This window comes from Microcoleus sp. Pol14D4 (assembly GCF_036701245.1).
Taxonomy (GTDB): domain Bacteria; phylum Cyanobacteriota; class Cyanobacteriia; order Cyanobacteriales; family Microcoleaceae; genus Microcoleus.
Genome location: NZ_JAUBQM010000002.1, coordinates 168,550 through 191,023, shown reverse-complemented (window position 1 = coordinate 191,023; position 22,474 = coordinate 168,550). Strand labels below are relative to the sequence as shown.

Genomic DNA, 22,474 nt, shown 5'->3' with positions numbered 1-22,474 from the left:
CTAACAATTCGTGACACTAATTGCAGGCCGCGCTGTATAAATTTAGATGCAAAGAGTCAATGCAGGAGGATTAAAAATGAATTTAGGTACAGCAGCGGCGATCGGCTACGGCATTTTAACACTGGTTGGCGGCATCATGGGTTATATCAAGGCCAAAAGCCAAGCCTCGCTCATTTCGGGCTTGATTAGCGGTTCGCTGCTAATTTTTGCCGGCACCGCCCAGCTTATGGGACAAAGTTGGGGTTTAACATTAGCAGCAGCCATCTCCGCTGTTTTAGTAATAGTCTTTATTGTGCGCCTGGTTAAAACTCAAAAATTCATGCCGGCAGGAATGCTAATTTTAGCTAGCTTAGCGTCTTTGGGCGCGATCGTTTACGAACTCAGCGGTCAATATCAATAATCAGTTGACTGTTGATTGTTGACTGTTGACTATTAACTGTTTTTAGTGGTCAGTGGTTATTTGTTAATTGTTAGTTGTTCGTTTTAATAACCAATAACCAATAACTACTAACCAATAACCAGTGACCAATAACTAATGACTTATGACCAATAACTAATGACTTATGACTGCATCAATATACTGCTGGACTTCCCTGAGTTGCTGCCGCTGGCATTCGATCCAATCTTTTTCCGCCGCTCGCTGTTGGGCTGTCTCTTGCTGATAACGCGCCTGCTTCTCTAAAAGATTATTGTAGAACTTCATCGCTTTTTCTACTGTTTCAATAGCCAGTTTTATACGCTCTTCAAAAATCTCTAAAATCAACTTATCCATGATCGATCCAAGCACTTTACAAGACTCTTCAAAATCTACCAAACTGATTTCCATCTTGCTTTTATGAACCAAAGTATCTACAGTATCTTTCAGTATTTCTCTAAAACTCTTCATATAAGAATCCGGCAAGTATTTCAGTGGCTCCGTAAACTTCGATAGAATCTCTCCCCCTATTGATTGGAGACGCTCTCTAAATTTCAACTGACTGTTTAGGTCGAAGCATTCAATACAAACTTCAATTTTTTCTATATCAATAGATTGTAATTCTTTAAAAATTAAACTTAGTTCATGTTCCATAATTAAACTCACTCGCTCGATCTGGGCATCAACCTCATTCCGCAACTCTTTGTGCAAATTATCTTTTTCAAAAAAACCAATAGTATCTCTTTGAAATACTTGAGGGCTTTTATCCCACAAAAACCACTGATTTTTTAACTTGGTCGCCTTGTCGCTCCAAGATTTGCGAACTTTAGCAACAGCATCATATTTGCCTTGTTTTCCTAAACTGCGAATTCTCACATCGCATCCGCTTAGTTCGCCCATTTGCTCCCACACATCAACAGCAGATGCTCCAGCAATTCTCGGCTTACTATTCCAGACATCCTCAGCCTGAGATACATCTTTGAAACATACCTGAAGTAAGCTCTTGAGTCTGAGGGCAGATTGCTTAATTTCCTCAATACAAGGTTCCACATCTAAGCTGAGTTGGGTAGCTGACTGTTTAATCTCCACGGATTGATATTCGTTTGCCAACAATCGATCGCTAAATTGGGTAATAGCCTGGAATACCTTGAGATACTCATTCATTTCCTTTCATCCCTCGTTTCCCTAAACAGCATACAATACAGAACATCTGCCTTTTTGAATGCACGCTGAGTCACAACATGGATTATCTATTCACCCCTGCAACTCAGGCTCGACTCAATAGTGGCAACCTCGTACAGCCTGCTGTCAAAACAGGAAAATTGCTCCCTGCTGCTAGAGATCCGGTGACAGGGGAGTTTGTGGAGATCGCAACAATCTTTTATCAATCAACAAGTGGAACTCTATCCGATCGCGGAGTTATAGGATTGCTCGCACAGTTAGCCGGAGGTGGCCCCATACAGCCGCTGGTAGCTCCCGTGTACGTGACATTGGCGCCGTTGCAGGTGGCTCACACTCACCAGGGGTTTCAAAAAATATACAGAATGCTTAACTGTCTGAAAATTAATTTGGCAGTTATGCAAGCGACTGCTGCTGTCATTGGTATTGGCACTGTATCGAACACAGTTTTGTCCGCAGTAAACCTCAACCAAGTATTAAAAATCCGAGAAGAGGCAAAGCACCAGAAGCTAAAAATTAAAGACGGGTTTATCGATCTCAGACACATCCTCAAAGATAGGGGAGTAGAGGTAATCCAGCAGATTTTTAAGGTTGCTCACGACTCTAGTTTTGAAATGCACCGCCAGAAACTGGTTAACGGTTACGATATTTTTTCTAAAGCTATTAAACGCTGTCAGTCAGCCCTAACAGTGCCAGATATTAAACTTCGGAATTACGAAATTAATAGCGGGCGGGATATGCTGTTTGAGGCTTTAAAAATTTATGATAATCCTAGTTTGTTGGAGGGGTTGTGTTCTGCCGGACAGCTCAGGCAAATGGAATGTGTTTGGGCGATCGAGCAGGCGATCGGCGTTACGTTTCACTTGCAGCGCGCCTACGATATGGTGAGCGATCGCCTGCTGGAACTCCAATCAAAAATTCGTCAAAATCTTCTAACTGTTGTTAAAGGATGTCAATCCGAACCACAACTAGATTTTTTATTTCCTGAAGTTACTAGGATTCTCGGTCATGATTTAAGTGTAATAGAATTTTGGCAAAATGAGGTTGATTGGATGCAAACTTTGTCTCCAAAAGAGCAGCATCAGTTAGCTAGTTTAGATAAACTCACCGGCGATAGTTTAAAAAGCAGCGTGTACACTAAATTCGCGGTATTAGCTGCGGAAGCTTCCCTTTATGAAACTTTAAAGCAAAAGTCTCACTTTCTCTCCTTGCGCGACCAGCTAACCTTCGCTTTGTCGCCGGAAATCCGCCGGGGATACCAAGTTTATATCAGCCAACAGGCGATCGCTACTGGCTATCCAGCTTTAGCTGCCTCAAATTGGCAAGAAATATCCGATTTAACTGTGGCTAACCTCTACTACTTTTTTCAAATTCGAGAGGAATCAACTGAAAATTATCCAACTGACGACCAATTAGAAACGCCTTATTGGCACTTTCCCCAAACCTTAAAAAACGAGCTTAATCTTAGCAATTAAATTACCAGTGACTAATGGATACTGTTGACTGTTGACTGACTTATTCAGTCCTGGACACAAGTTTTCAATTGTTACACTATCTGTATTAGTAAAGCGCGCACTTCGCACCCTACAAGTATAGTCTGTGCGTCAAGGAATATTTTTCCTTCTTCCTTCTGATTACCTCAGCCACAACTTAATAGTATTGTCTTTAGAACCGCTAGCAATAGTTTTGCCATCAGGACTAAAAGTCACCACATAAACCTCATCGGAATGTCCAGTCAAAGTATTCAGCAACTCTCCGGTAGCAAAATCCCAAATTTTAATAGTTTTATCCTTGCTCCCGCTCGCAATAAACTTCCCGTCCGGGCTGATAGCAACCGAGACAATATCGTCAGAATGTCCCTTGATAGAGCGAATTAAATCTCCTGTTTCGATATTCCATATCTTTATAGTTTCATCGTAGGAACCGCTAACAATTGTCTTGCCGTCCGGGCTAACCGCAACCGACCTCACCGCGTCGCCGTGTCCCTCAATAGTTTTGAGCAACGCCCCTGTTGCGACATCCACAACTGTAATTTTTTTATCCTTAGAAGCGCTAACCAAACTTTTTCCATCGGGAGTGAAAGCAACAGAATAAACAAAATCTGTATGGTCGGGAAAATTCTGAATCAAACTGCCAGTTGCTGCATCCGAAATCTTCGTGGTTTTGTCTCCGCTGCCGCTAGCTACAAGCTGTCCGTCGGGGCTCAGAGCGACAGACCAAACAGAAGCAGTGTGGTCGAGACTGCGAATCACTTGCCCTGTTTTTAAATCCCACAGCATGACTCGCCAAAAACCTGTTCCAGTCGCGAGTCTCGTACCGTTTGAATCGAAAGCAACCGACCAAATGGTGGAGGAATCTCCTGGAAAAGTGCGGAGCGATTTGCCTGTAGCTAAATCCCAAATTTGGATGGTTTTGTCTTTAGAACCGCTGGCTAACATTAAGCCGTCTGGACTGAAAGCAACAGATCCAACTGCATCTGAATGCTGAGCGAAATTTTTGACTTTGGCGTTCTTCCACCGCAGACCTGCTTGGCACTGTTCCTGTAAGTTTTTAGCAGACGCATAGCTAGTGGAAGTGCTGGCAATAGTTGGTATTTGGCTGATACACTCTTCATAATTGCTGGCTTTATAAAGACTTTCAATTTGATTGAGCTGTTGGGATTCTTGCTGGACTCGCTGCTGCCATTCTTGCCACTTGAGATATCCGTAAATTCCGCCGATCGCAGCTAAGATGGCTGCAATTGTTGCCCCGGCGAGATAAGGATTGAATTTGCGAGTTTCTTTGGGGACAAGCACTGCTGCGCTGCCGATCGAGAAATCGGTTTTTCCGTTCAGATTTACCTGCGAGGATACTGCCGGACTTGCCTGCAATTCGAGTTGAGGGGCGCTGCTGGCTGGTGGCCCACTGGGGTTGCGGTGTCCCTCCAAAACTGTGGAGATCGCCTTGTACAATTTAGCGAATAAAGATTTAGGAACGACTAATTCTTCGATTTTCGCGGCATCTTCGTCGGTAAGCCCTAAAACTTGCTGCAAGCGTTTTAATTCGTCGCGAGTTTCCTGAGAAAAGGGATATTCTTGCTGCATTGCTTCTTGCAGTGATTGTTCGTAGCGTTCGCCTTTTTGCCTGTATTTGCGGTAAGGGTTCAATACCTCATCTTCAATCGCCTCTGCTTCTTCTGGCAGTAATTCCAAACTGACGCGCAGTTCATCTAATATTCTACGACCGACGACTGTAATATCACCCCGGCTGCTGCTGCGCCGATCGACTTCTTCGCGATATATTGTCAGCTTGGGAATCCGTGCCCGCGAGCGATCGCCAATTTTCCTCAAATCTGCTAAAGCTTCCGCCGCCGACTGGTACCTCTCCCGAAAATCGTAGCGCACCATATTGTCCAAAACATCAGCCAGCGCTTGGGAACAGGTGGCTAAATGCCGCCAAACAATTTCGCCTTTATTAGAATTTTTCAAATCCCGCAGTTTCGGCAAATCGTAAGCCGGCAAACCCGTCATTGCTTGGATGCCAATCATTCCCAAAGCGTAGATATCGCTGTTGAGTTGCGGGTTGTATTGAAATTGTTCGATCGGCATATATTCCAGAGTGCCAATCCGCACAGTTACCGGCGCTTGTCTTTGAGCGATGTGAATTTCTTTCACCGAGCCAAAGTCGATTAAAACTAACTTGTTATCTGAATAGCGGCGGATTAAATTTGCCGGTTTAATATCTCGGTGAATTACTCCCTGTCCGTGTACAAACACTAAAATTTCTAACAGTTCCTTCAGCAAAGCAATCATCTTTTCTTCGCTTAGAGGTTTGCCCGGTACAATCTCAGTTGATAGCGAGTGACCGGCAACAAAAGATTCTACTAAGAAAAATTCTTCATTTTCTTCAAAATAAGCGAATAGCTGAGGAATTTGGTCGTGTTGACCGAGCTTTTCTAGAACTTCTGCTTCTTTTTGAAAAAGACGGCGCGTAGTATTAATTAATTTTGGTTCGGTGGTACCGGGACGCAGGTGCTTGACAAAGCACTGCGGTTCTCCCGGACGGCGAATATCTTTGGCAAGATATGTTTGTCCAAATTCTCCTGTTTCTATGACTTCAATGATTTGATAGCGTCCATCTAAAAGTTGGCTCACCATGATAATAACGCAGCCTTTTTTTGGTTGATTTTCGCAAGAAACAGTTGCACTGTTGAGTCAGTTGTATAGCCTTTTTCCGGTAAATTAGGTGTTCCTAGGCATTGACCAAACAGGGCATTGGGCATTGGCAAAACAGGGCATTGGGCGGGAATAGTTGTTTCTTTCGTTCTTCTTTCTTTCCTTCTTCCGACTTCCATCGGACTTCTGCCCTCTGACTTCTTTCCTTCTGACTTCTTTCCTTCTGACTTCTGACTTCTGACTTCTAACTGAGATATTGCACGATTCTCAATTACTTGTTTAGGAACAGGCAAGATGCCTGTTCCACAATAAAACTTATTCTTTGTGGAACGGGCATCTTGCCCGTTCTTGACAATTGTGCAACATCTCAGTTCTGACATACTTTATCTTTTCAACATCTGCAAAGCTTGATATCCCAAAAAGAAAAAACCCAAAGCGCCGAGTACCGCTATCGTGTTCGCAAACACATCGACTGTAAAAAATTCGCCCATTGCAATCTCCTCTGACAACTGATATCTATCCTCGGCTTTTCGGCCGCTGTCTGGGTGAGGGGTCTTACCCCTCGGTGCGGGCGAGCCGAAAGATGCTCACAAATTATAGCAAAAGAGGCGGTCAAAATAACTTTTCGGGCGATCGACTAGCTTTTTGTTTTAATATTTTTTAATATTTAGAGAGACAAATCGTCTACCGAAAATTTCAGGTCTGTTCGCTTTGATATTGTTAACCCTGCTAATTTTTTCTCTCATTGTAAGTAGAGCTTACACTAAGAATTTGCGCCGATCGGTCAAATATGCGCCTCGAACCGACAGAAGTTCCGCCAGGCCCTCACCGGAACCGGCCGCGCAGTTCCCTAAAGTTTCGGTAATCGTACCAGCATACAACGAGGCAGAGAATATCCGGGATTGCGCGATCGCCGTGAGGGAGAGTACACCGCTGTCTGTGGACAACTTAGAAGTTTTAATTGTAGACGATCGCTCGACAGACGACACCAAGGCGATCGGGCAAACCCTGCAACAGCATCTCAACGACCCCGGCTTAAAATATTAGCAGGTCAGCCGCGACCGAGCAACCAATATTGAGCGGGTCAAAACTAGGCCTGCGCCCAAGCTATTCACATAGCAACCGGAGACTTCTTATTATTTATCGATGCCGACGTGCGACTCAAACCAGGGGCGATCGAAACCGCTATTGCAATAGCATAAACTGAGAAAATAGACTTATTCACCTGTATGCCAGCGCTGGGAAAGTGAGTGTTTTGCCGAGTAGTTAGTGCAGCCGATAATCTTCAATCACCTAGCAGTTTGCTACAACTTCACCGCCGTCAACGATCCGACAACAGACAGTGCTTTTGCGGGCGGGCAGTTCATGTTATTTAGGCGATCGGCTTACGAAAAATTTTGCGGTCACAAAGCAGTTGCCGGCGAAATTGTGGAAGATGTGGAATTAGCTAGGCGCATCAAAAGTGCGGGTTTAAAGCTCGGACTTTATTCCGGGTCAAATTTGGCATCCGTGCGGATGTATCGCTCTTGGAGCGCATTGTGGGAAGGCTGGACAAAGAATCTGTATCTCGGCGCTAACCGCAGTTGGGGGTTGATGGTTTACATGGCTGCAATTATGTTCTTTATTTATCCTATGCCGTGGAGAGGATTTTTCATTATTCTGAAACAAATAATTTCCGTCTTCCCTCTTTCTTCTTCTGTCTTCTCTCTTCCTTCTTCCTTCTTCCTTCTTAGTAAAAATCGTAATTTGGCACCATTACAATTTGCGCCGCTTGGGTGCCGAGATTTCTGAATGTCCGACGAGATACTGGTAGTTGGGAGGTTTCGGAGGTGCGTTAGTGGCGGCAATGGCGATCGGTTCTGCGATTAAAACTGAAACCGGTTGGGGATGGACTTGGCGCGGTAGAACTTTGCAAATTAAGAGTTAATTAAGACTTGCATAGGGGCAGGCAAGATGCCCACCCCACAAAAAATTAACTCCTTGTGGAACAGGCATATTGCCTGTTCTTAAAAAGCATCTAAAATGTGATTTATAGAAGACATAAGGCAGAGCTAATCATAACATCCGTTACATCCGTTACAGAATCCGTTGCCGAACTTCCGCGTATACAAAAGCAGGTACGCGCTTGTAAGCAGGAGTACCCGATCGCTTTTCAATCTCCGGGTGAAAAATCACATTCACTTCAGGATAAAACATCAAAGCAGCACCCTCACGAACCGCCCCATAAATCACCTCGACATTTTCCATTTTCCCCACATTGCCCTGCACCGTAACCCGCTGATGTTCTCGAAAACCCGTGCTTTCTGCATCCGCACGATTCATCAAAATGCAGTTGCGGTGCGGCATTCCCCGGTACTTGTCATCAATTTTGTAAACCACAGTATTGTGCTGAGAATAGCTGCGTCCCGTCATCAATGCCACAACAATACCCTGTGTTGATTCCGATCCTCCAAACTCTTTCGCTTCGGGTAACTTCAGCTTAGGTAAAGGCGCGACAAACATCTTCGCTTTCCCAGACTCTGTAGGAAATTTAGGTTCTGTAAAAATGCGACCGCCGATCGTGAATTCCTCTTTTGTTTCATCAATTGTTGCCATCTTTTCATAACCAGGAATGGTTTTAGCAATTAATTGCCGAACGTATTTTGTATCTTGAAGTCTGCGCCAATCAACAGGGAAATCACCGTGAATTCTGCTTGCTAATTCTGTCAAAAAATGTACTTCAGGAATCAAATCAGAATTTGTGAGATGAGTTTCACCCTCATCATTTAAACGCACAAAATTATTTCCTGATTCCACCGTTGTTTTATGGGGATTTTCAAATCGATTCAGTACAGGAATCACAATTGTATTGTATTTTGCCAATCCGCTAAAATGTCCTAAGTTCGGTTTAGTTGCAAGGTAAATAATAGTTTCAACATTGGCTAAAGCGCGTTTTGCCTGATTTGAATCTGGATTTGCCCCGTACAAGTTGCCGCCCAGACAGATCAGCGTATCGACTTTGCCTGCATCTGCTGCTTCAATGAGCGATCGAGTTTCGTAACCCTTAACAGAACTGAGGGGACGATCTAACAGTTTTTCTAAAGCTTGTTGAATTTCTTTTTTTAGCTTCACAGTGACGCCCATAGATCCGAATCCTTGGACGTTTGAGTGTCCTCTGACTGGCATTAATCCCGCCCCTTCTTTGCCGACATTTCCTGTCATTAAGGCAGTGTTGGCAATGCTAAAAACATTATCTACGCCGTTATCGTGTTGGGTAATTCCCATCGCCCAACCGAATACAACCCGCTTTGAAGTGCCGATGATTTTGGCTGCTGCCTCAATTTCTGCTTGGGAAACTCCGCAGGTTTTAGTAATAGATTCCCAATCGGTTTCGCGGGCGTGCTGGACTACTGCTTCCCAGCCTTCTGTATAGGCTTGCAAGTATTTTTCATCCAGCAACCCTTGTTCGATTATAGACTTTTGAATGCCGACAAATAGCGCCGTATCGCTGCCCGGAATTGGTTGCAAGTATAAGGAGGAAATATCGGAACCGGGGATGAGCGACTTGACGGGAAATGCCGGAGAACCAAACTTGACTAATCCGATTTCCATCACCGGATTGATTACAATGATTTTACCGCCTTTGTCGCGAATTTTAATTAATTCGTTCATGAAGCGGGGATGGTTGTAGGCAGAATTCGCACCCGCGAGCACGACGCAATCTGCTTGCTTTAAGTTTTCTAGACTCACTATCGAGGTGCGAGTGGCAAACATTTCGCTTAAGCCAGTTGTCGAGGGAGCGTGGCAGAGATCGGAACAATCTGCTAAGTTATTGGAACCCATCGCTCTCATCATCAATTGCAGCAGAAAAGCCGCTTCGTTGGAAGAGCGGCCGGAACTGTAAGATGCTACTCGTTCCGGGGTTTTGCGAAAAGCAGCTTCGGCAATTTGATAAACTTCTTCCCAAGAAATGCGATCGTAATGAGATGAACCAGCCCGCAAAATCATCGGAAAACTCAGCCTTCCCAACCTATCGGCTTCCATTGAAGTTAATTGCTGAAGTTCTGCAATACTCTTCTTTTCAAAAAATTGAGTTGAGATAGCGGGCTTGATTTCAGCGGAGATTGCTTCGACGCTTTTCATGCAGCGCTGAAGTTTTTCGCCCTCTTCATTTGTAAAACCTCCTTTCTGCCCGCCAGTGCCCCAAGAACAGGACAAACAAGCACTTTTGTGCAGCAAAGTTTTCCAAAGTTTCGGCCCTTCTGGGGACAATGTATGTTCTGCCCAATATTCTATTACGGGCAAACCGCCACCTATCTCTGGTGTTTCCTCGTTTGTCTCGTTGAATGGCGGGATTGGTTGGACATTTTGGGAGTTGACATCCATGCGGTTTACCTTTTGTTGGAATTGCGGATTAATGCGGCGGGCGAACCGCCAAAGGAGTTAAGTTTATTACGGAAATTTTAGCGCAAAGTTAAAGCCAAAAACACCAGTCAACAGATAGATACTTTAATCTAAATTAAACTCTAGGTTAGCCGTCATGAATAGAATTCCTTCTTCATCGGCAGAGAGAGAAATGAATTCCTCACTACAAACAAGGTTTACTTCCTCTTATTTAACGCCTGCTTCCCAAACCCAAGACACAGCAGTCGATCGCCCTCAGCAACATTCGGGTCATTCTGCAAATAATCTCCCAACCACTCGCAACTGCGAGCAATGATATTATTTAGTTCCAAATTCTCCACATGCAACAGAATTACAGTCCTATCCCTACTAGCAAAAGCCAGAGTTTTGCTGTCCGAACTAAAAGTAACGCTCAACACCCGATCGCTCGATTCTAACGTCTTAGATAGCAGCGCCTTCTTGCCGTCAAAATCCCAAAGTTTAACAGTATTTCCCCCACTCGCCGCCGCAATCAACTTGCCGTCGGGACTGAAACTCACGCTTTCTACAGTATCGCTGTGGTCGAGTTTTTCAGTTAAATTTGCTACCTTTCCATCAAACCCCCACAAGTAAACTTTTTTGTCAGCGCAAGCAGCAGCAATAGTCTTACCGTCGGGACTGAAACTAACATTTTTAACGCTGTCCCGGTGGTCGAGAGTTTTCATAATTTTGGCAGACGAACCGTTAAATTGCCACAGGTAAACTCTCTTTTCTCCGGTAATTTCAAAAGCCTTTTTCTTCCCGCTTGCCTTGTCCTCAGCAGCGGTAGCAGTAGCAATAGTTTTGCCGTCGGGACTGAAGCTAACGCTAATTACTGGATTGGTGTGATCGAGTTTTGCAAACAAAGTTGCTTTAGAACCGTTCCAGCGCCAGAGGTACAATTTGCGATCGGCACTTGCAGCGGCAATTATCTTTCCGTCTGGACTAAAAATCACGCTTTTAACAATGCCGCTGTGGCTGAGAGTATCTAACAGTTTGCCGTTTAAACTCCAGACTTTCACTGTTTTGTCATCGCTCGCCGAAGCAACAGTTTTATCATCAGGCGAAATGCTCACCCAGGTAACAGAATCCTTGTGACCTTCTAAAATTTTGAATAAACTGCCGTCATCCCGCCAAAGTCTCACGGTTTTGTCCCCGCTAGCAGAAGCAATTGTTTTGCTATCAGCGCTAAAACTGACTTTGTAAACCCAGTCTCCGTGTCCCGATAAAATCTTATTCAGCGGAGTGCTGTCCGGTTTCCAAATTTTCACTATTTTGTCTTTACTTGCGGAAGCAATAGTGCCGTCCCCGCTGAAACTTACGCCCCTTACGTCGTCTTGATGTCCTCGAAAAGTATTGAGCAAAGTGCCGCTGCGACTCCAAACTTTCACCGTATCGTCTGCACTGCCGGTGACGATTTTTTCGCCATCGCGACTGAAACTCGCGCTGACAACTTCATCGTTGTGTCCTTTGAGAGTTCTGATTTCCTCACCATTTCGGTTCCAAATTTTGGCTGTGGTGTCGGCACTTGCCGAGACGAGTTCTCGACTGTTAGGACTGAACTTAACGCTGTAAACAATTCCAGAATGATTGGTTAATGTTTTGGGATTAATTTTAAATTTCTGGGTTTTACTTTCTCGGTTCCAAAGTTTGACAGTTTTGTCAACACTTGCTGAGGCAATTGTTTGGCCGTCGGGACTGAAACTGACGCCGAGCACCCAGTCTTTGTGTCCGGTTAAGGTTTGCAGCAATTTTTTATTCGCCAGGTTCCAGATTTTGACGGTGTTGTCGTGACTGGCGGAAGCTAGGGTTTTGCCGTCGGGGCTGAAACTGACGCTGGTGACGATATCGCGGTGGCCGGATAAAATGCCGATGGCACTTTTGTCGTTATCAACTTGCCAAATTCTAATTGTGCGATCGGCACAACCAGTAGCGATCGTTTTCCCATCGGGACTAAAACTAACACTCGTGACGCTATCCGGGTGATTGAAAGTTTTTAATAACTTACCTTCTTTGGTCCACAATTTAACAGTTTTGTCAGCACTTGCCGAAGCAACTGAATTGCCGTCGGGACTGACACTCACATCCAAAACAAACTTGCTGTGCTGCTCGAAACGGTTGCGTTCTTGCACCCCGGAAACTGCTTGTCTGAGTCTTTCAGCAATTTGAGTTTTTGTCTCCACAGGCAGCGCTGTACTTTTCAGAGAATCACGGCCGATTTTGATACTATTTCCCAACACTCCTAATTGGTTTTTTTCATTAGAAAGCACTAAAGCTTCCGACGCCGAATTTAGGGCGTCAGTCCGACTTTTTTCTGCTTCTTGCCGCGCGCTTTCTGCTAGTTTCGCTTGCTCGAATGCCATCGCCGAAACACCTCCGAGTACAAGCACTCCTAGAACCGCCGCCCGCAATTGCCATCTCCGAGTTTGGTAAAGTTGAGCTTCCGCTTGGTACTGTTTGTCTCTAGCTTCCGACAGCAAAGCATCTTGCTCTCTGTCTTTGCGAATTTGTTCAATTTCATCTCGGTTAATTTGATTTTGCTTTCGCAGTTCCTCAAATTCTGCCTTTTGATCTAATTCTTGCTGCTGGCGAATGAAGCTAACTAAATAATCGTGAACGAGCTGATAAAGCTCAGCAGGCAGTTCCGTCCATCGAAAAACTAAACCAGAGCTTACTAACAGCTCTAAGACTAAATCTAATTTGTCGGCTTCGGCAAAAGTCGCCAAATTGGAGGCTAATTCAGCGCGGGTTTTTAGGGGACGTATCTCCTCTTCATCTGTTAGAAAATACAAAACTCGGCGGGCCGCTACTTCATTTTCAGGGCCGCAATCTTTGATGACTTCTTCGAGAAACCTTTCTACTAATTTTTGTTGCGGATTGTTGCCGAGTTCCTGATATTGACTTAAAGTTCTAATGTCCTCTTGTTGCAGTTGAGCGCCGACAAGTTGTAGTTCGATCGGGCGGACTTCTCCCAATTCTCCAGCTAGATCTTTGACTAATTCTTCGATCAGATCCGGTTCTAAGTAAAACTGCGCTCGTTCAGTTAAAGTGCGAATTACCGATCGCGCATCGACCAGCGAAAAATTTCCCAAATAAAACAGAATATTTTTGCTGAGAATGTCCTCCAAAATATCATTGTTAACGAATCCTGTCTGGTTTTTGGGTCGGGAAAATTCCAGCAAATAGTGCAGGTAATCTTCCCGCAAACACAGGACGACTTTTAAATATTTTATTTTCAAGCATTCCCGCAAAAAATCAAAAAATATTTGTCTTTCCGCTGGCTCTTTCCACACGAAAAAAAATTCTTCAAATTGGTCAAATATCAGAACAGTCACTAAATGTTCGGAATTTATTTGCAGCTCGTTGAGAATATTTTCGTATTCGATCGCCTGTTGTTGTATGATTAATTCTACTGGCTGTGACTGCTCCGTTCGATCCTCATTATTCCCAGTCGAGCCACCCTGAAACCCCGAAATAAGATTTCCCTTGACTTCGCCTGCTTCTACGGTCAAATCTACCGGAGAAATTTCTGGTACTGCTTCGGAAATTTCCGGATCGAATATTTCAGCTTTCCCAGCAGATAACTGTCTGGTCAATTCCCGCGGCCAGTTGTTATAAACTTGCAGCACTACGGGCAAAACAGTCCGCATTTCTATTTTTTTTTGTTTGAGAGCTGGTACTAATCCTCCCGTGACTATTGAACTTTTGCCAACTCCAGACTGACCGTAAATTACTGTCAGTTTGTCGGGGGTATTGTTCATCCTATATATCAAGCGGTTGAGGTCTTGTTCTCTGCCGGAAGCTGTAATTTCGTCAGCAATAGTAGCAGCGCCGGCAAGAGTTTCGGCGACGGAATTAACCGCTTCTCTGTGCGGCTGCAATTTTCCGGCTCCAATAAAAGCTCGGAACCGATACGTGTGTTCCACCGCTCGATAATCTTGCTTAATTTGAAATGCTTTGAGATATTCTCCCCGCTGAAAATAGAGCGATCGCAGCATTTCTAAAACCCGCAAATACAGTTGCGGGTTGTAGCAAGGTTCGGTTTCTAAGCGAGCAAGCTCTAAATGTGCGATCGCCTCCTGCACCTCACCCAAATGACTCTGAGCCTCTGCTAAAATTAACAGATATAAGCCTAGATGCTGCGACTTTACAGGGGTTCCCTGTCCCGTAGCTTCTAAATTTGAGTTGAGAACGTCTAGAGCGATTAAAGCCCATTCTTTCGCCCCTTTCCAGTTTTTTTGCTCTAAGGCTACTCTAGCCAAAAAGCCGTAATCTTGAGCCAAATTAACTGCTGAATTTTTCATATTTTCATGTAACCTCCGAGCTTTGATAGCTAAATTCCAGAGTGCATCCCAATCTTCTAAATATTGCAATACTTCGCCAAGTTGATTGATGAATATACCAACGGCATCCGGTCGTCCCGCCCGTTCTAAAACATCTATACATTCCTGAAAATAATTTTTCGCCTCCGTCCAGTAAGGACGGTTGCCGCTGCGGTGTTGTTCTGCTTGGAAGCGGTAACAAAGACCGATGTGGAATAGCAGAATTCCCTCTAACAACGGTGCTGGGTGAACGGTAAATAACAAATCGCTAAATTGTGTTTTCGACCCAATAAACGCTACTTGATGCTTCCAAAAACTGAGACTTTTTTGATACAATTCAATAGCCGCAGGGATGCGGTGACAAGCATATTCGTGCCTACCGCGAATAAATTGCAAACTCGCTTCAATAGCTGGTTCTAACCTGATGTTGCAAGTTTGCAAGTCTTGGCTAGCCGACTCTAGTTCACTCAAAGAATTGGCTCCGAGAATGGCAGAATTAGTTAAACGCCAATTGCCACTTTCCAAAATGTTGGAAAAAATGCGATCGGCACTTTTGCCCATGAAATCCACCAAGTCGTCGGGGCCGATCGCAAATTCAACACTTGTCGTCCAAGTTTCGATATCTGTTACTAACCGAATCAGTTTTTTTAATATTTTATCTGTCACCCAAAGCACCACAGGAAAGGGAAAATTATTGCGAAATTCTTCCCTCACGTAGTTGGTAGAAGTCAGTACCCGATCGATCGCGCTTACAGATTCCAATCCAAATACCATTAAAGCTGATGGCTGGCTGCCTGAAAGTTCGGTTTCTATCGTGGTGTAAAGAGTTTTAACAGATGCGGGAAGGACAATTTCTCGAATCTCGATACCAGACTCCTCGCGCAATTGCCTTACAATTTCCTCTCTCATCGCACTGTAATTGCACCGCACCAAAATCAGCGAAAATTGCCCCTGAGACATTCTCAGAGTCCGGGTGAGAGTTTGCAGCGAACTTGTGTTTTGCTGTGCTGCTGTGTCTTGCTGGCAGTGCGAATTAAGCATAATTAATATTGGAAAGATTTTCTCAGGATAGGTGCTGTCAACTGTCGAAAAAATGGAGTTCGGTAACGGATTTCTTAACGGATGTAACGGATGGCAGTTCGGCAACGGATTTTTTAACGGATGTAACGGATGGAACGAATCGACGACCGGGGAAGTGCAATTAAGAACTTCCTCACCGTTTTAGCGGCTGCTCCAAGTTTACTTTTACCCGTTTTTACGTTGGCAAATCACTGCGAAGAACCCTAGGATTAATTTTATTTCTGCTATTGTGGGTGATTTCCAATCACTGGCAACTATCAATTAGTTAAGTTTATTTCGGCCTGCATACTTATTATGTTAGCCGATCGCCATTAAAGCATACCCAAAAAAATACATACTCTGTTATTCGCCTATTCCCAGCAAAATCAACCGGATTTTACTGAAATCTTGATAATTGCTCCAATTCTACCCAGCAAAAGAGTCTTTGTTTGCGGGGCTCCCAGCCATCGCCCAAATCGCCCAAATCCAATTCAGTTATTCGCATATCGCTGAAATCCGGCATTCCTTGCTTGACTGACCCCTTGCCGCACTGAGATAAACTACCGGGGGCGGCTCATCAATTACAGCTTGAAGATTTTTTGTCATAAATTTACTAATCTCCATATCTAAAGTAGCTGCAAAATCAGGTTCATCCCAATCCTCGCTTTCTTCAATGCTGATGGTTGTTGGTTGCCCCATATCAAAATCTAGTTCATCGCCAAAATCCGAAACTTTCTTAATTGGATCTATTTTCTGACCGGTATCGGCGGCCAAAGCTTGAGTTGTATTGGCTATTAGTACGATCGGCAGTGCTACTATGGCACTTATTGTTTGTCGCGCCGTGATTTTCCTCATGGTATCCTCCTGGTATAAACTAAACTTTGGTGCTGCTATACATTCAACATCCGCCGCTACTTTAGAGCGCTGTGAGTCGATTTTAGATTTTAGATTTTAGATTTACTTCATAGATGAATCTGAGAGCTTGAACTAGGGTCTAAAATTGTGGGCTACTTACCTCTGTGGCAGTTCACAAGTATCCGTTTTTGAGCAGAGTCATTAATTAATAGTGGCTTGTTTTTCCACAGGATCTAACCTTATCTGTGACTTTTCGCGGCAAGTTTGCTTAACTGAGCAGATCCGGTCAACTGTTTGCGTTTCTATTTACTACGTGAAAACTCTTAAACAGTCAGGTTTTCCCGTTAAGTAATTCTCCAGCCTTTGCGAGTGTTCATCTCAGACTCAAAGCAAAGTGGGTGAGAAGTTCGATCGCACACCAGTTTTCGCACTCCCGCGCTGCCACCAGCAAGCTGATGTGCCTTACCACAGTCGCCGGATATCTGTCAATACTTATATCTTAACATTTCTACGTTTTTGGATGATTTTCGTTACCAGGCTCTTCCTGGTAACGCCACTCGACGAGGCAGAGCCTCCAGCCAAGTCGAAAGGGGTCCTATTTCGTCAAGCCGTGTTCGAGAGCGAAGCGAACCAACTCAGTACGGCTGTTAGTACCCGTCTTGCTGAACAAACGGCTGACGTACTTTTCCACATTACGCACGCTAGTTTCCAAGCGGCGGGCAATTTCCTTATTCATCAAACCTTGAGCAACCAAATCCAAGACACTTTGTTCTCGCGGAGTCAAATCAATTTTAATCGGCGAAGGGCTTTGGGCGATCGAACTCCGCCCGCTCAGCAAAGACTCAATTCTCGCCATTTGGCTTGTCAAAGCAGCAATATCTGGACTTTCAGGATTTTCGCTTGTCTCCTTAGCAGCCGCACGGCGGGCTAGCAAATTGGTTACTATTGCTACTAATTCGTCGGGATCGAAGGGCTTAGAAAGATAAGCATCGCAGCCTGCTTGATAGCCTTGAATACGATCGCTCGTCATCCCCTTAGCCGTCAAAAACACCACAGGCAAAGCCTTATAGCGAGGATCTTCCCGCACTTGCTTGAGAAATTGATAACCGTCCACCTGGGGCATCATAATATCTGAAATCACCAAATCGGGATTGTACTGCTGCAAGAGTTCCCACCCATCGCGAGCATTACTGGCCACCTCAACCGCAAAATCGCTATCTTCCAAATAAGCTTGTACTGCTTCCCGCAAGCCCGGTTCATCATCTACCAATAATAATCGTGCTGACATAGTTGTTACCTTTACGCTTTACCACTATTTTTTAATTTAGCCGCATTTAAGTCTTATTGTCACTCCATCCCTCGAAGGAAGTTAAAAACTTGTTGTCCAACTCAAGAGCTTTGAGTTAGGTTTTGATCTAAGGATTAAAAAGTGTTTAAATCTTTAATTCAAAACTCGAAACTCAAAACTCAAAATTATTGTTGAACCCTTCCACTTAAACTTTTGAACGATCTGTCAAAATTTCATAACCAGTTTCCGTCACCAACACAGTATGCTCAAACTGAGCAGACATAGCATTGTCAACCGTTACAGCAGTCCACTTGTCAGAAAGCGTCCGAGTGTACTTAGAACCCGCATTCAGAATTGGTTCGATCGCCAATGTCATGCCGGCTCGCAATTTCACGTTCGGCATTTCCCGCGTGCGAAAATTGAAAACCGACGGTTCCTCGTGCAAATTTCGCCCGACACCGTGGCCGGTAAACTCCTCAACGACGCTAAAACCGTTGCTTTTGACATGATCTTCGATCGCGCCAGCCAGATCGAGCAAATAAGCTCCAGCCTTCACTTGTTCGATGCCTTTGTAGAGAGCTTCTTCTGCGACTCGGATTAATTTTGCCGATTCGGGAGTCACTTCCACAACTGCGATCGTAATGCAAGAATCGCCGTGAAAACCTTGATAATATGCCCCAGTATCTACCTTAAGAACATCTCCTGCCCGAATTACTTTTTTGGCGCTGGGGATGCCGTGAACAACTTCGTTATTAATGCTAGAGCAAATCGATCCCGTGAAACCGTGATAGCCTTTAAAGCTGGGAGTTGCACCCATTTCGCGGATGCGTCTTTCGGCATAAGCATCCAAATCAGCAGTAGTCATTCCCGGTTTTACCATTAGGGAAATTTCTTTGAGTACCGTTGCAACGATTTTCCCTGCCTGTCGCATAATTTCGATTTCGCGTTCCGACTTAATTTCAATGCCTCGACGCTGTTTTTTGACTTGTGGTGCTTGAGTTGGACCAGAAAGCAGACTGCTAAAAATATTCATGTATTGATTGGCGGGTAATTTTGTACTTTGACGGCAGGTTGAAGCAAAAAACGGCAAATAATCCAGTTTTTTGTGGAAAAACGAGTGTCTTGTTCCGAACTGTCGATCGCTTGTCCTTTAAGCTAGCTTAATATTTTTCTCACTAATCGGCACGGGATTGGGGGGTCAACAAAGCGGTTTTAACCGCCGAGTCTGTCGGTTCAGGATTTCCGAGCATTCCTGTCAGGTTAGCAATTGTGGCAATTAACTTAGTTATGTCAACGGGTTTAGATAAGTGCACCTGGAAACCCGCTTCCAGCGCTTGCTGGCGTTCTTGCTCTCTCGCGTAGGCCGTCAGGGCGATCGCAGGCATCTTTCCACCCCTGAGCAATTCCATTTCTCTCACGCGCGCGATCAACTCGTAGCCGTCTGCTTCGGGCATTCCAATGTCGCTCAGCAGCAGATCCGGCCAATAATTCTCCAGTGCAGCTAGAGCCCCAGCTACCGATGCCGCCGATCGCACCATAGCTCCTTCGTCCTCGAGTAAAGCAATCAAAAACTCCCGCGTGTCATCGTCATCATCCACCACCAGCAACTGCAAATTAGCCAGAGTGGGAATAGCCTCTGTCCCGTCATTGAGTTCCGACCAAGCATCCCCTGCACCTCCGGTCTTGCTTTGTGCAAGAGGTAAAGCCACCGTAAATTTCGCACCCTCGCCCGGATTATTCTCTGCATGCACCTTACCGCCGTGCTGTTCCACCAAGTGGCGGACGATCGCCAATCCCAGTCCCAAACCCCCGTAAGACCTAGTTGTGCTGCTATCAGCTTGGCGGAAACGATCGAAAACATAAGGCAAAAAATCAGGAGCGATACCAATGCCGCTATCAATTATCTCAATTTGAGCCTCATCGCCAACTGACTCTAACCGCACCTCTACTTTACCCTCTTGGGGACTAAACTTAATCGCATTTGACAGCAAATTCCACACAATTTGCTGCAAGCGATCGAAATCGCCGATCACTTCACCTACATTGGGACTGCACGTTAATTCTATGACTATTGATTTTTCCTCAGTCAGCGGCTGCAAAGAATCTATTGCCAGCTTGATCGCAGATTCCAACCGAATTGGATGCATATTTAAATTTAGTTTCCCCCGCAGAATCCGCGAAACATCTAAAATATCTTCAATGAGTTGCGCTTGAGATTTAGCATTGCGCTCAATTGTTTCTAGGGCTTTCTCAATAGTGTCTTGGTCAAATGTTTTGGTACGAAGCAGCCTAGACCAGCCGAGAATTGCATTTAAAGGAGTGCGGAGTTCGTGAGAGAGAATAGCTAGAAATTCATCCTTCATCTGATTAGCTCTCTCAGCTTCTTGCCGCGCCACTTGTTCCCGGAGTAGTCTGCCGCGTTCTTCCTCTGCTTGCTTGCGGTCGGTGACATCTCTAACCGTCCCCACGTGACCGATCAGTTTTCCCAAATCTGAAAACATTGGTGACGACTGCACGTGAACCCAACGCACAGTTTCGCTACCAGCTAATCGAAACTCGTTAGAATATTCCTGACTTTCTTTAATCCAAGCTAACCAATCTGCTACTACCCGATCGCGATCTTCTGGATGAACTTCCCGCTGCCAAACCTCGGCCAAACTTTCCTCCAAAGTTAACCCGCAAATCGCTTGACAACGCGGGTTGATGTAAGTACAGCGGCCTTCAACGTCAGCCAAGTAAATTCCTAGTGGCGAACAAGCACACAAAGTGCGAAACCGCTCTTCACTTTTACTTAGTTCACTATTAACAGCAGCTAACTGTGTTGCTTGCTGCTTTACCTCGACTGTTTTTTGGAACAATTCCACAAATACCTGCACCTTCGAGGTCAATATTTCCGGTTCTAAGGGTTTGAACAGGTAATCCACCGCACCCAGAGAATAACCTTTAAACACGTGGGTGTCATTACTGCTGAATGCTGTGATAAAAATAATCGGAGTCGCTCGCGATCGATCTCTAGAGCGAATCAAGGTTGCTGTCTCAAATCCATCCATTCCCGGCATCTGCACATCAAGCAAAATTACTGCAAAATCTTCATTAAGCAGGCATCTCAGAGCCTCCGCCCCCGAACTAGCTTGTACTAGATGATAAGAGGGGCTGTTGAGGATAGCTTCGAGAGCTACCAAATTTTCTGGGCGATCGTCAACTAAAAGGACATTTACTCGATGGGGGGACTGCAGATTCATAATTTTTTTAATCTTTCATTCTTAGCAAATTGACTAAACAGGGAGCGATTTTGGAGAGGGGTAAAATCCAGTCTACTTCAACATTTGCGATCGCCGACGCTGGCATGGTCGGGCAGAGAGCTGAAGCCGGTTCCTCCACGAATGTCAATCCTCCCTCAGCTTTAATTTTTGCCAGCCCTTTACTGCCATCCGAATTAGCTCCCGTTAAAATTATGCCAATAACTTTCTCCCCAAAGGCATCCGCAGCAGACTCAAACAGCACATCGATTGAGGGCCGCGCGTAGCAGACAGGAGCCTCAGTTGATAGTGCAAATTTAGGAGTTCCGCGATTGCGGATTGGGGAGTGTGAATTGTGGATTGACTCCACTGCCACGCTCCCCCATTCTGTAAAGTCGTTTTCATACAGGATCAACTCCTCGTCAGAGGGCGATTCTATTAGCAAGTGATAGTCAGCAGGAGCCAAGTAAACTCGTCCAGGTACGATCTCCTCTTTGTCTTGGGCCTCTGTGACTTGGAGAGAGCTTTGCTTTTGTAAAAAATAAGTAAGCCTATTCTGAGAACTCTTATGGCGGTGTTGGACAATAACTACAGGCAAAGGAAAGCTTTGTGGCAAATCTGCCAGCAGAACAGTCAGAGCCTCTAGCCCTCCCAAAGACGTACCCACAACCACTATTTCAAAATTTTTTTTATTTAATTCTCCGGTAGAGTTTATCACTATTTTCAATGGGTTCATAGTATTTTTCATAAGGTGTAAAAGTCAGAGACTCCTGATGTCCTAGTCCTAAAACCCCAAACATTCCCAGGCTCTCATAAAAAAGCTTGTGTACCCGCTCTTGGAGGTGTGAATTGAAATAAATCATCACATTACGGCATAAAATAACATTAAATTCATTAAAAGAATTATCCGTTGCTAGGTTGTGGTGAGCAAAGACAATATTATCTTTAAGTGAAGAGCGAAAAATCGCATTTTCATAGGCAGCAGTGTAATACTCAGAAAACGCTTTCTTGCCCCCCGCTTGGTGGTATAGTTGCGTATATTCTTGCATTTGTTTCAGCGGGAATATCCCTGTTTTGGCTGTTTTCAAAACTAATTCATTCATATCCGTAGCGTAAATCCGACAACGGTCATACAGTCCTTCTTCTTGCAGCAAGATTGCCATAGAATAGACTTCTTCTCCCGTTGAGCATCCAGCGTGCCAAATCCGAATAAAAGGATAAGTACGCAACAGCGGCACCACTTTATTTCTGAAACTAATGTAAAAACTGGGATCGCGAAACATCGCCGTTACATTGACAGAAATGTCTAGCAGTAAACGATCTAAGTAAGCAGGATTGTGAAGTACCTTTTCCTGAAGCGCAGAGACAGTGGTGAGCCGTTCCGAGCGAATAGTGTTCCAAATACGGCGCTTGAGAGAGGCAAAAGCATAATTGCGAAAATCAAATCCGTAATAGCGAAACATTCCCTCTAGTAGGAGTTGAATTTCGATTGTTTCAAGTTCATGGCTTTCGGGCATTTTTAATGACTAATTGGTTATTGGGCATTTTTGACTATTGACTGT

16 protein-coding genes are annotated in these 22,474 nt (G+C 44.7%); 5 read left to right on the top strand and 11 right to left on the bottom strand.

Features of this window, described 5'->3' with window-relative positions:
- Positions 1-76 precede the first annotated feature (76 nt).
- On the top strand, positions 77-400 hold the full coding sequence (locus QUA33_RS02010) for a TMEM14 family protein (RefSeq protein WP_333068784.1): 324 nt from the start codon (positions 77-79) through the stop codon (positions 398-400).
- A gap of 153 nt (positions 401-553) precedes the next feature.
- Here the strand turns inward: QUA33_RS02010 and QUA33_RS02005 are convergent, their stop codons facing one another.
- Positions 554-1,465, bottom strand: a complete 912-nt coding sequence (locus QUA33_RS02005; protein WP_333146065.1) for a hypothetical protein — start codon at positions 1,463-1,465, stop codon at positions 554-556.
- 191 nt (positions 1,466-1,656) lie between these two features.
- On the opposite strand from QUA33_RS02005, the gene QUA33_RS02000 reads away from it, so the two are divergent.
- A complete protein-coding gene (locus QUA33_RS02000; RefSeq protein ID WP_333146063.1) occupies positions 1,657-3,069 on the top strand; it encodes a hypothetical protein in 1,413 nt (470 codons plus the stop codon).
- Positions 3,070-3,228: 159 nt separating this feature from the next.
- On the opposite strand, the gene QUA33_RS01995 is transcribed toward QUA33_RS02000, so the two are convergent.
- Positions 3,229-5,730, bottom strand: a complete 2,502-nt coding sequence (locus tag QUA33_RS01995; RefSeq protein ID WP_333100225.1) for a protein kinase domain-containing protein — start codon at positions 5,728-5,730, stop codon at positions 3,229-3,231.
- The gene (locus tag QUA33_RS01990; protein ID WP_333146061.1) at positions 5,724-6,128 is read right to left on the bottom strand and encodes a hypothetical protein; all 405 of its coding nucleotides are present in this window, start codon (positions 6,126-6,128) and stop codon (positions 5,724-5,726) included. Before QUA33_RS01990 ends, QUA33_RS01995 begins: the two co-directional genes overlap by 7 nt.
- Before the next feature lie 331 nt (positions 6,129-6,459).
- Between QUA33_RS01990 and QUA33_RS01985 the strand changes: the two genes are divergently transcribed.
- The 3 genes from QUA33_RS01985 (at position 6,460) to QUA33_RS01980 (ending at position 7,539) form a co-directional block, all read left to right on the top strand.
- A complete protein-coding gene (locus tag QUA33_RS01985; RefSeq protein ID WP_333100228.1) occupies positions 6,460-6,795 on the top strand; it encodes a glycosyltransferase family 2 protein in 336 nt (111 codons plus the stop codon).
- Between the two features lie 62 nt (positions 6,796-6,857).
- Positions 6,858-6,950 (top strand): hypothetical protein, encoded by a 93-nt coding sequence (locus tag QUA33_RS28170; RefSeq protein WP_445243212.1) that lies wholly within the window; start codon positions 6,858-6,860, stop codon positions 6,948-6,950.
- A gap of 67 nt (positions 6,951-7,017) precedes the next feature.
- Positions 7,018-7,539 (top strand): glycosyltransferase, encoded by a 522-nt coding sequence (locus QUA33_RS01980; protein WP_333146059.1) that lies wholly within the window; start codon positions 7,018-7,020, stop codon positions 7,537-7,539.
- A 285-nt stretch (positions 7,540-7,824) separates the two neighbouring features.
- On the opposite strand, the gene QUA33_RS01975 is transcribed toward QUA33_RS01980, so the two are convergent.
- The 8 genes from QUA33_RS01975 to QUA33_RS01940 form a co-directional block, all read right to left on the bottom strand.
- Positions 7,825-10,113, bottom strand: a complete 2,289-nt coding sequence (locus QUA33_RS01975) for an FdhF/YdeP family oxidoreductase (protein ID WP_333146057.1) — start codon at positions 10,111-10,113, stop codon at positions 7,825-7,827.
- A gap of 215 nt (positions 10,114-10,328) precedes the next feature.
- Positions 10,329-15,512, bottom strand: coding sequence for an nSTAND1 domain-containing NTPase (locus QUA33_RS01970; protein WP_333146055.1), 5,184 nt, complete (start codon positions 15,510-15,512; stop codon positions 10,329-10,331).
- A gap of 513 nt (positions 15,513-16,025) precedes the next feature.
- On the bottom strand, positions 16,026-16,385 hold the full coding sequence (locus QUA33_RS01965; RefSeq protein WP_333146053.1) for a hypothetical protein: 360 nt from the start codon (positions 16,383-16,385) through the stop codon (positions 16,026-16,028).
- A gap of 595 nt (positions 16,386-16,980) precedes the next feature.
- Positions 16,981-17,673 carry a response regulator transcription factor gene (locus QUA33_RS01960; RefSeq protein WP_333068795.1) on the bottom strand — a complete coding sequence of 231 codons (693 nt, stop codon included), beginning with the start codon at positions 17,671-17,673 and terminating at the stop codon, positions 16,981-16,983.
- Between the two features lie 205 nt (positions 17,674-17,878).
- Entirely contained in the window at positions 17,879-18,706 is an 828-nt protein-coding gene (gene map, locus QUA33_RS01955) for a type I methionyl aminopeptidase (RefSeq protein ID WP_333075521.1), read from the bottom strand.
- A 142-nt stretch (positions 18,707-18,848) separates the two neighbouring features.
- On the bottom strand, positions 18,849-20,915 hold the full coding sequence (locus tag QUA33_RS01950) for a response regulator (RefSeq protein ID WP_333146052.1): 2,067 nt from the start codon (positions 20,913-20,915) through the stop codon (positions 18,849-18,851).
- A gap of 7 nt (positions 20,916-20,922) precedes the next feature.
- Positions 20,923-21,630 (bottom strand): chemotaxis protein CheB, encoded by a 708-nt coding sequence (locus QUA33_RS01945; protein ID WP_333146050.1) that lies wholly within the window; start codon positions 21,628-21,630, stop codon positions 20,923-20,925.
- On the bottom strand, positions 21,602-22,429 hold the full coding sequence (locus tag QUA33_RS01940) for a protein-glutamate O-methyltransferase CheR (protein WP_333146048.1): 828 nt from the start codon (positions 22,427-22,429) through the stop codon (positions 21,602-21,604). Before QUA33_RS01940 ends, QUA33_RS01945 begins: the two co-directional genes overlap by 29 nt.
- Positions 22,430-22,474: the final 45 nt, after the last annotated feature.

Coding starts and splice junctions, on each gene's coding strand:
- QUA33_RS01995 (WP_333100225.1), bottom strand. CDS start 5,730: ATGGTGAGCCAACTTTTAGATGGACGCTATCAAATCATTGAAGTCATA.
- QUA33_RS01965 (WP_333146053.1), bottom strand. CDS start 16,385: ATGAGGAAAATCACGGCGCGACAAACAATAAGTGCCATAGTAGCACTG.
- QUA33_RS01970 (WP_333146055.1), bottom strand. CDS start 15,512: ATGCTTAATTCGCACTGCCAGCAAGACACAGCAGCACAGCAAAACACA.
- QUA33_RS02010 (WP_333068784.1), top strand. CDS start 77: ATGAATTTAGGTACAGCAGCGGCGATCGGCTACGGCATTTTAACACTG.
- QUA33_RS01990 (WP_333146061.1), bottom strand. CDS start 6,128: ATGTCAGAACTGAGATGTTGCACAATTGTCAAGAACGGGCAAGATGCC.
- QUA33_RS02000 (WP_333146063.1), top strand. CDS start 1,657: ATGGATTATCTATTCACCCCTGCAACTCAGGCTCGACTCAATAGTGGC.
- QUA33_RS01975 (WP_333146057.1), bottom strand. CDS start 10,113: ATGGATGTCAACTCCCAAAATGTCCAACCAATCCCGCCATTCAACGAG.
- QUA33_RS01960 (WP_333068795.1), bottom strand. CDS start 17,673: ATGTCAGCACGATTATTATTGGTAGATGATGAACCGGGCTTGCGGGAA.
- map (WP_333075521.1), bottom strand. CDS start 18,706: ATGAATATTTTTAGCAGTCTGCTTTCTGGTCCAACTCAAGCACCACAA.
- QUA33_RS01950 (WP_333146052.1), bottom strand. CDS start 20,915: ATGAATCTGCAGTCCCCCCATCGAGTAAATGTCCTTTTAGTTGACGAT.
- QUA33_RS01940 (WP_333146048.1), bottom strand. CDS start 22,429: ATGCCCGAAAGCCATGAACTTGAAACAATCGAAATTCAACTCCTACTA.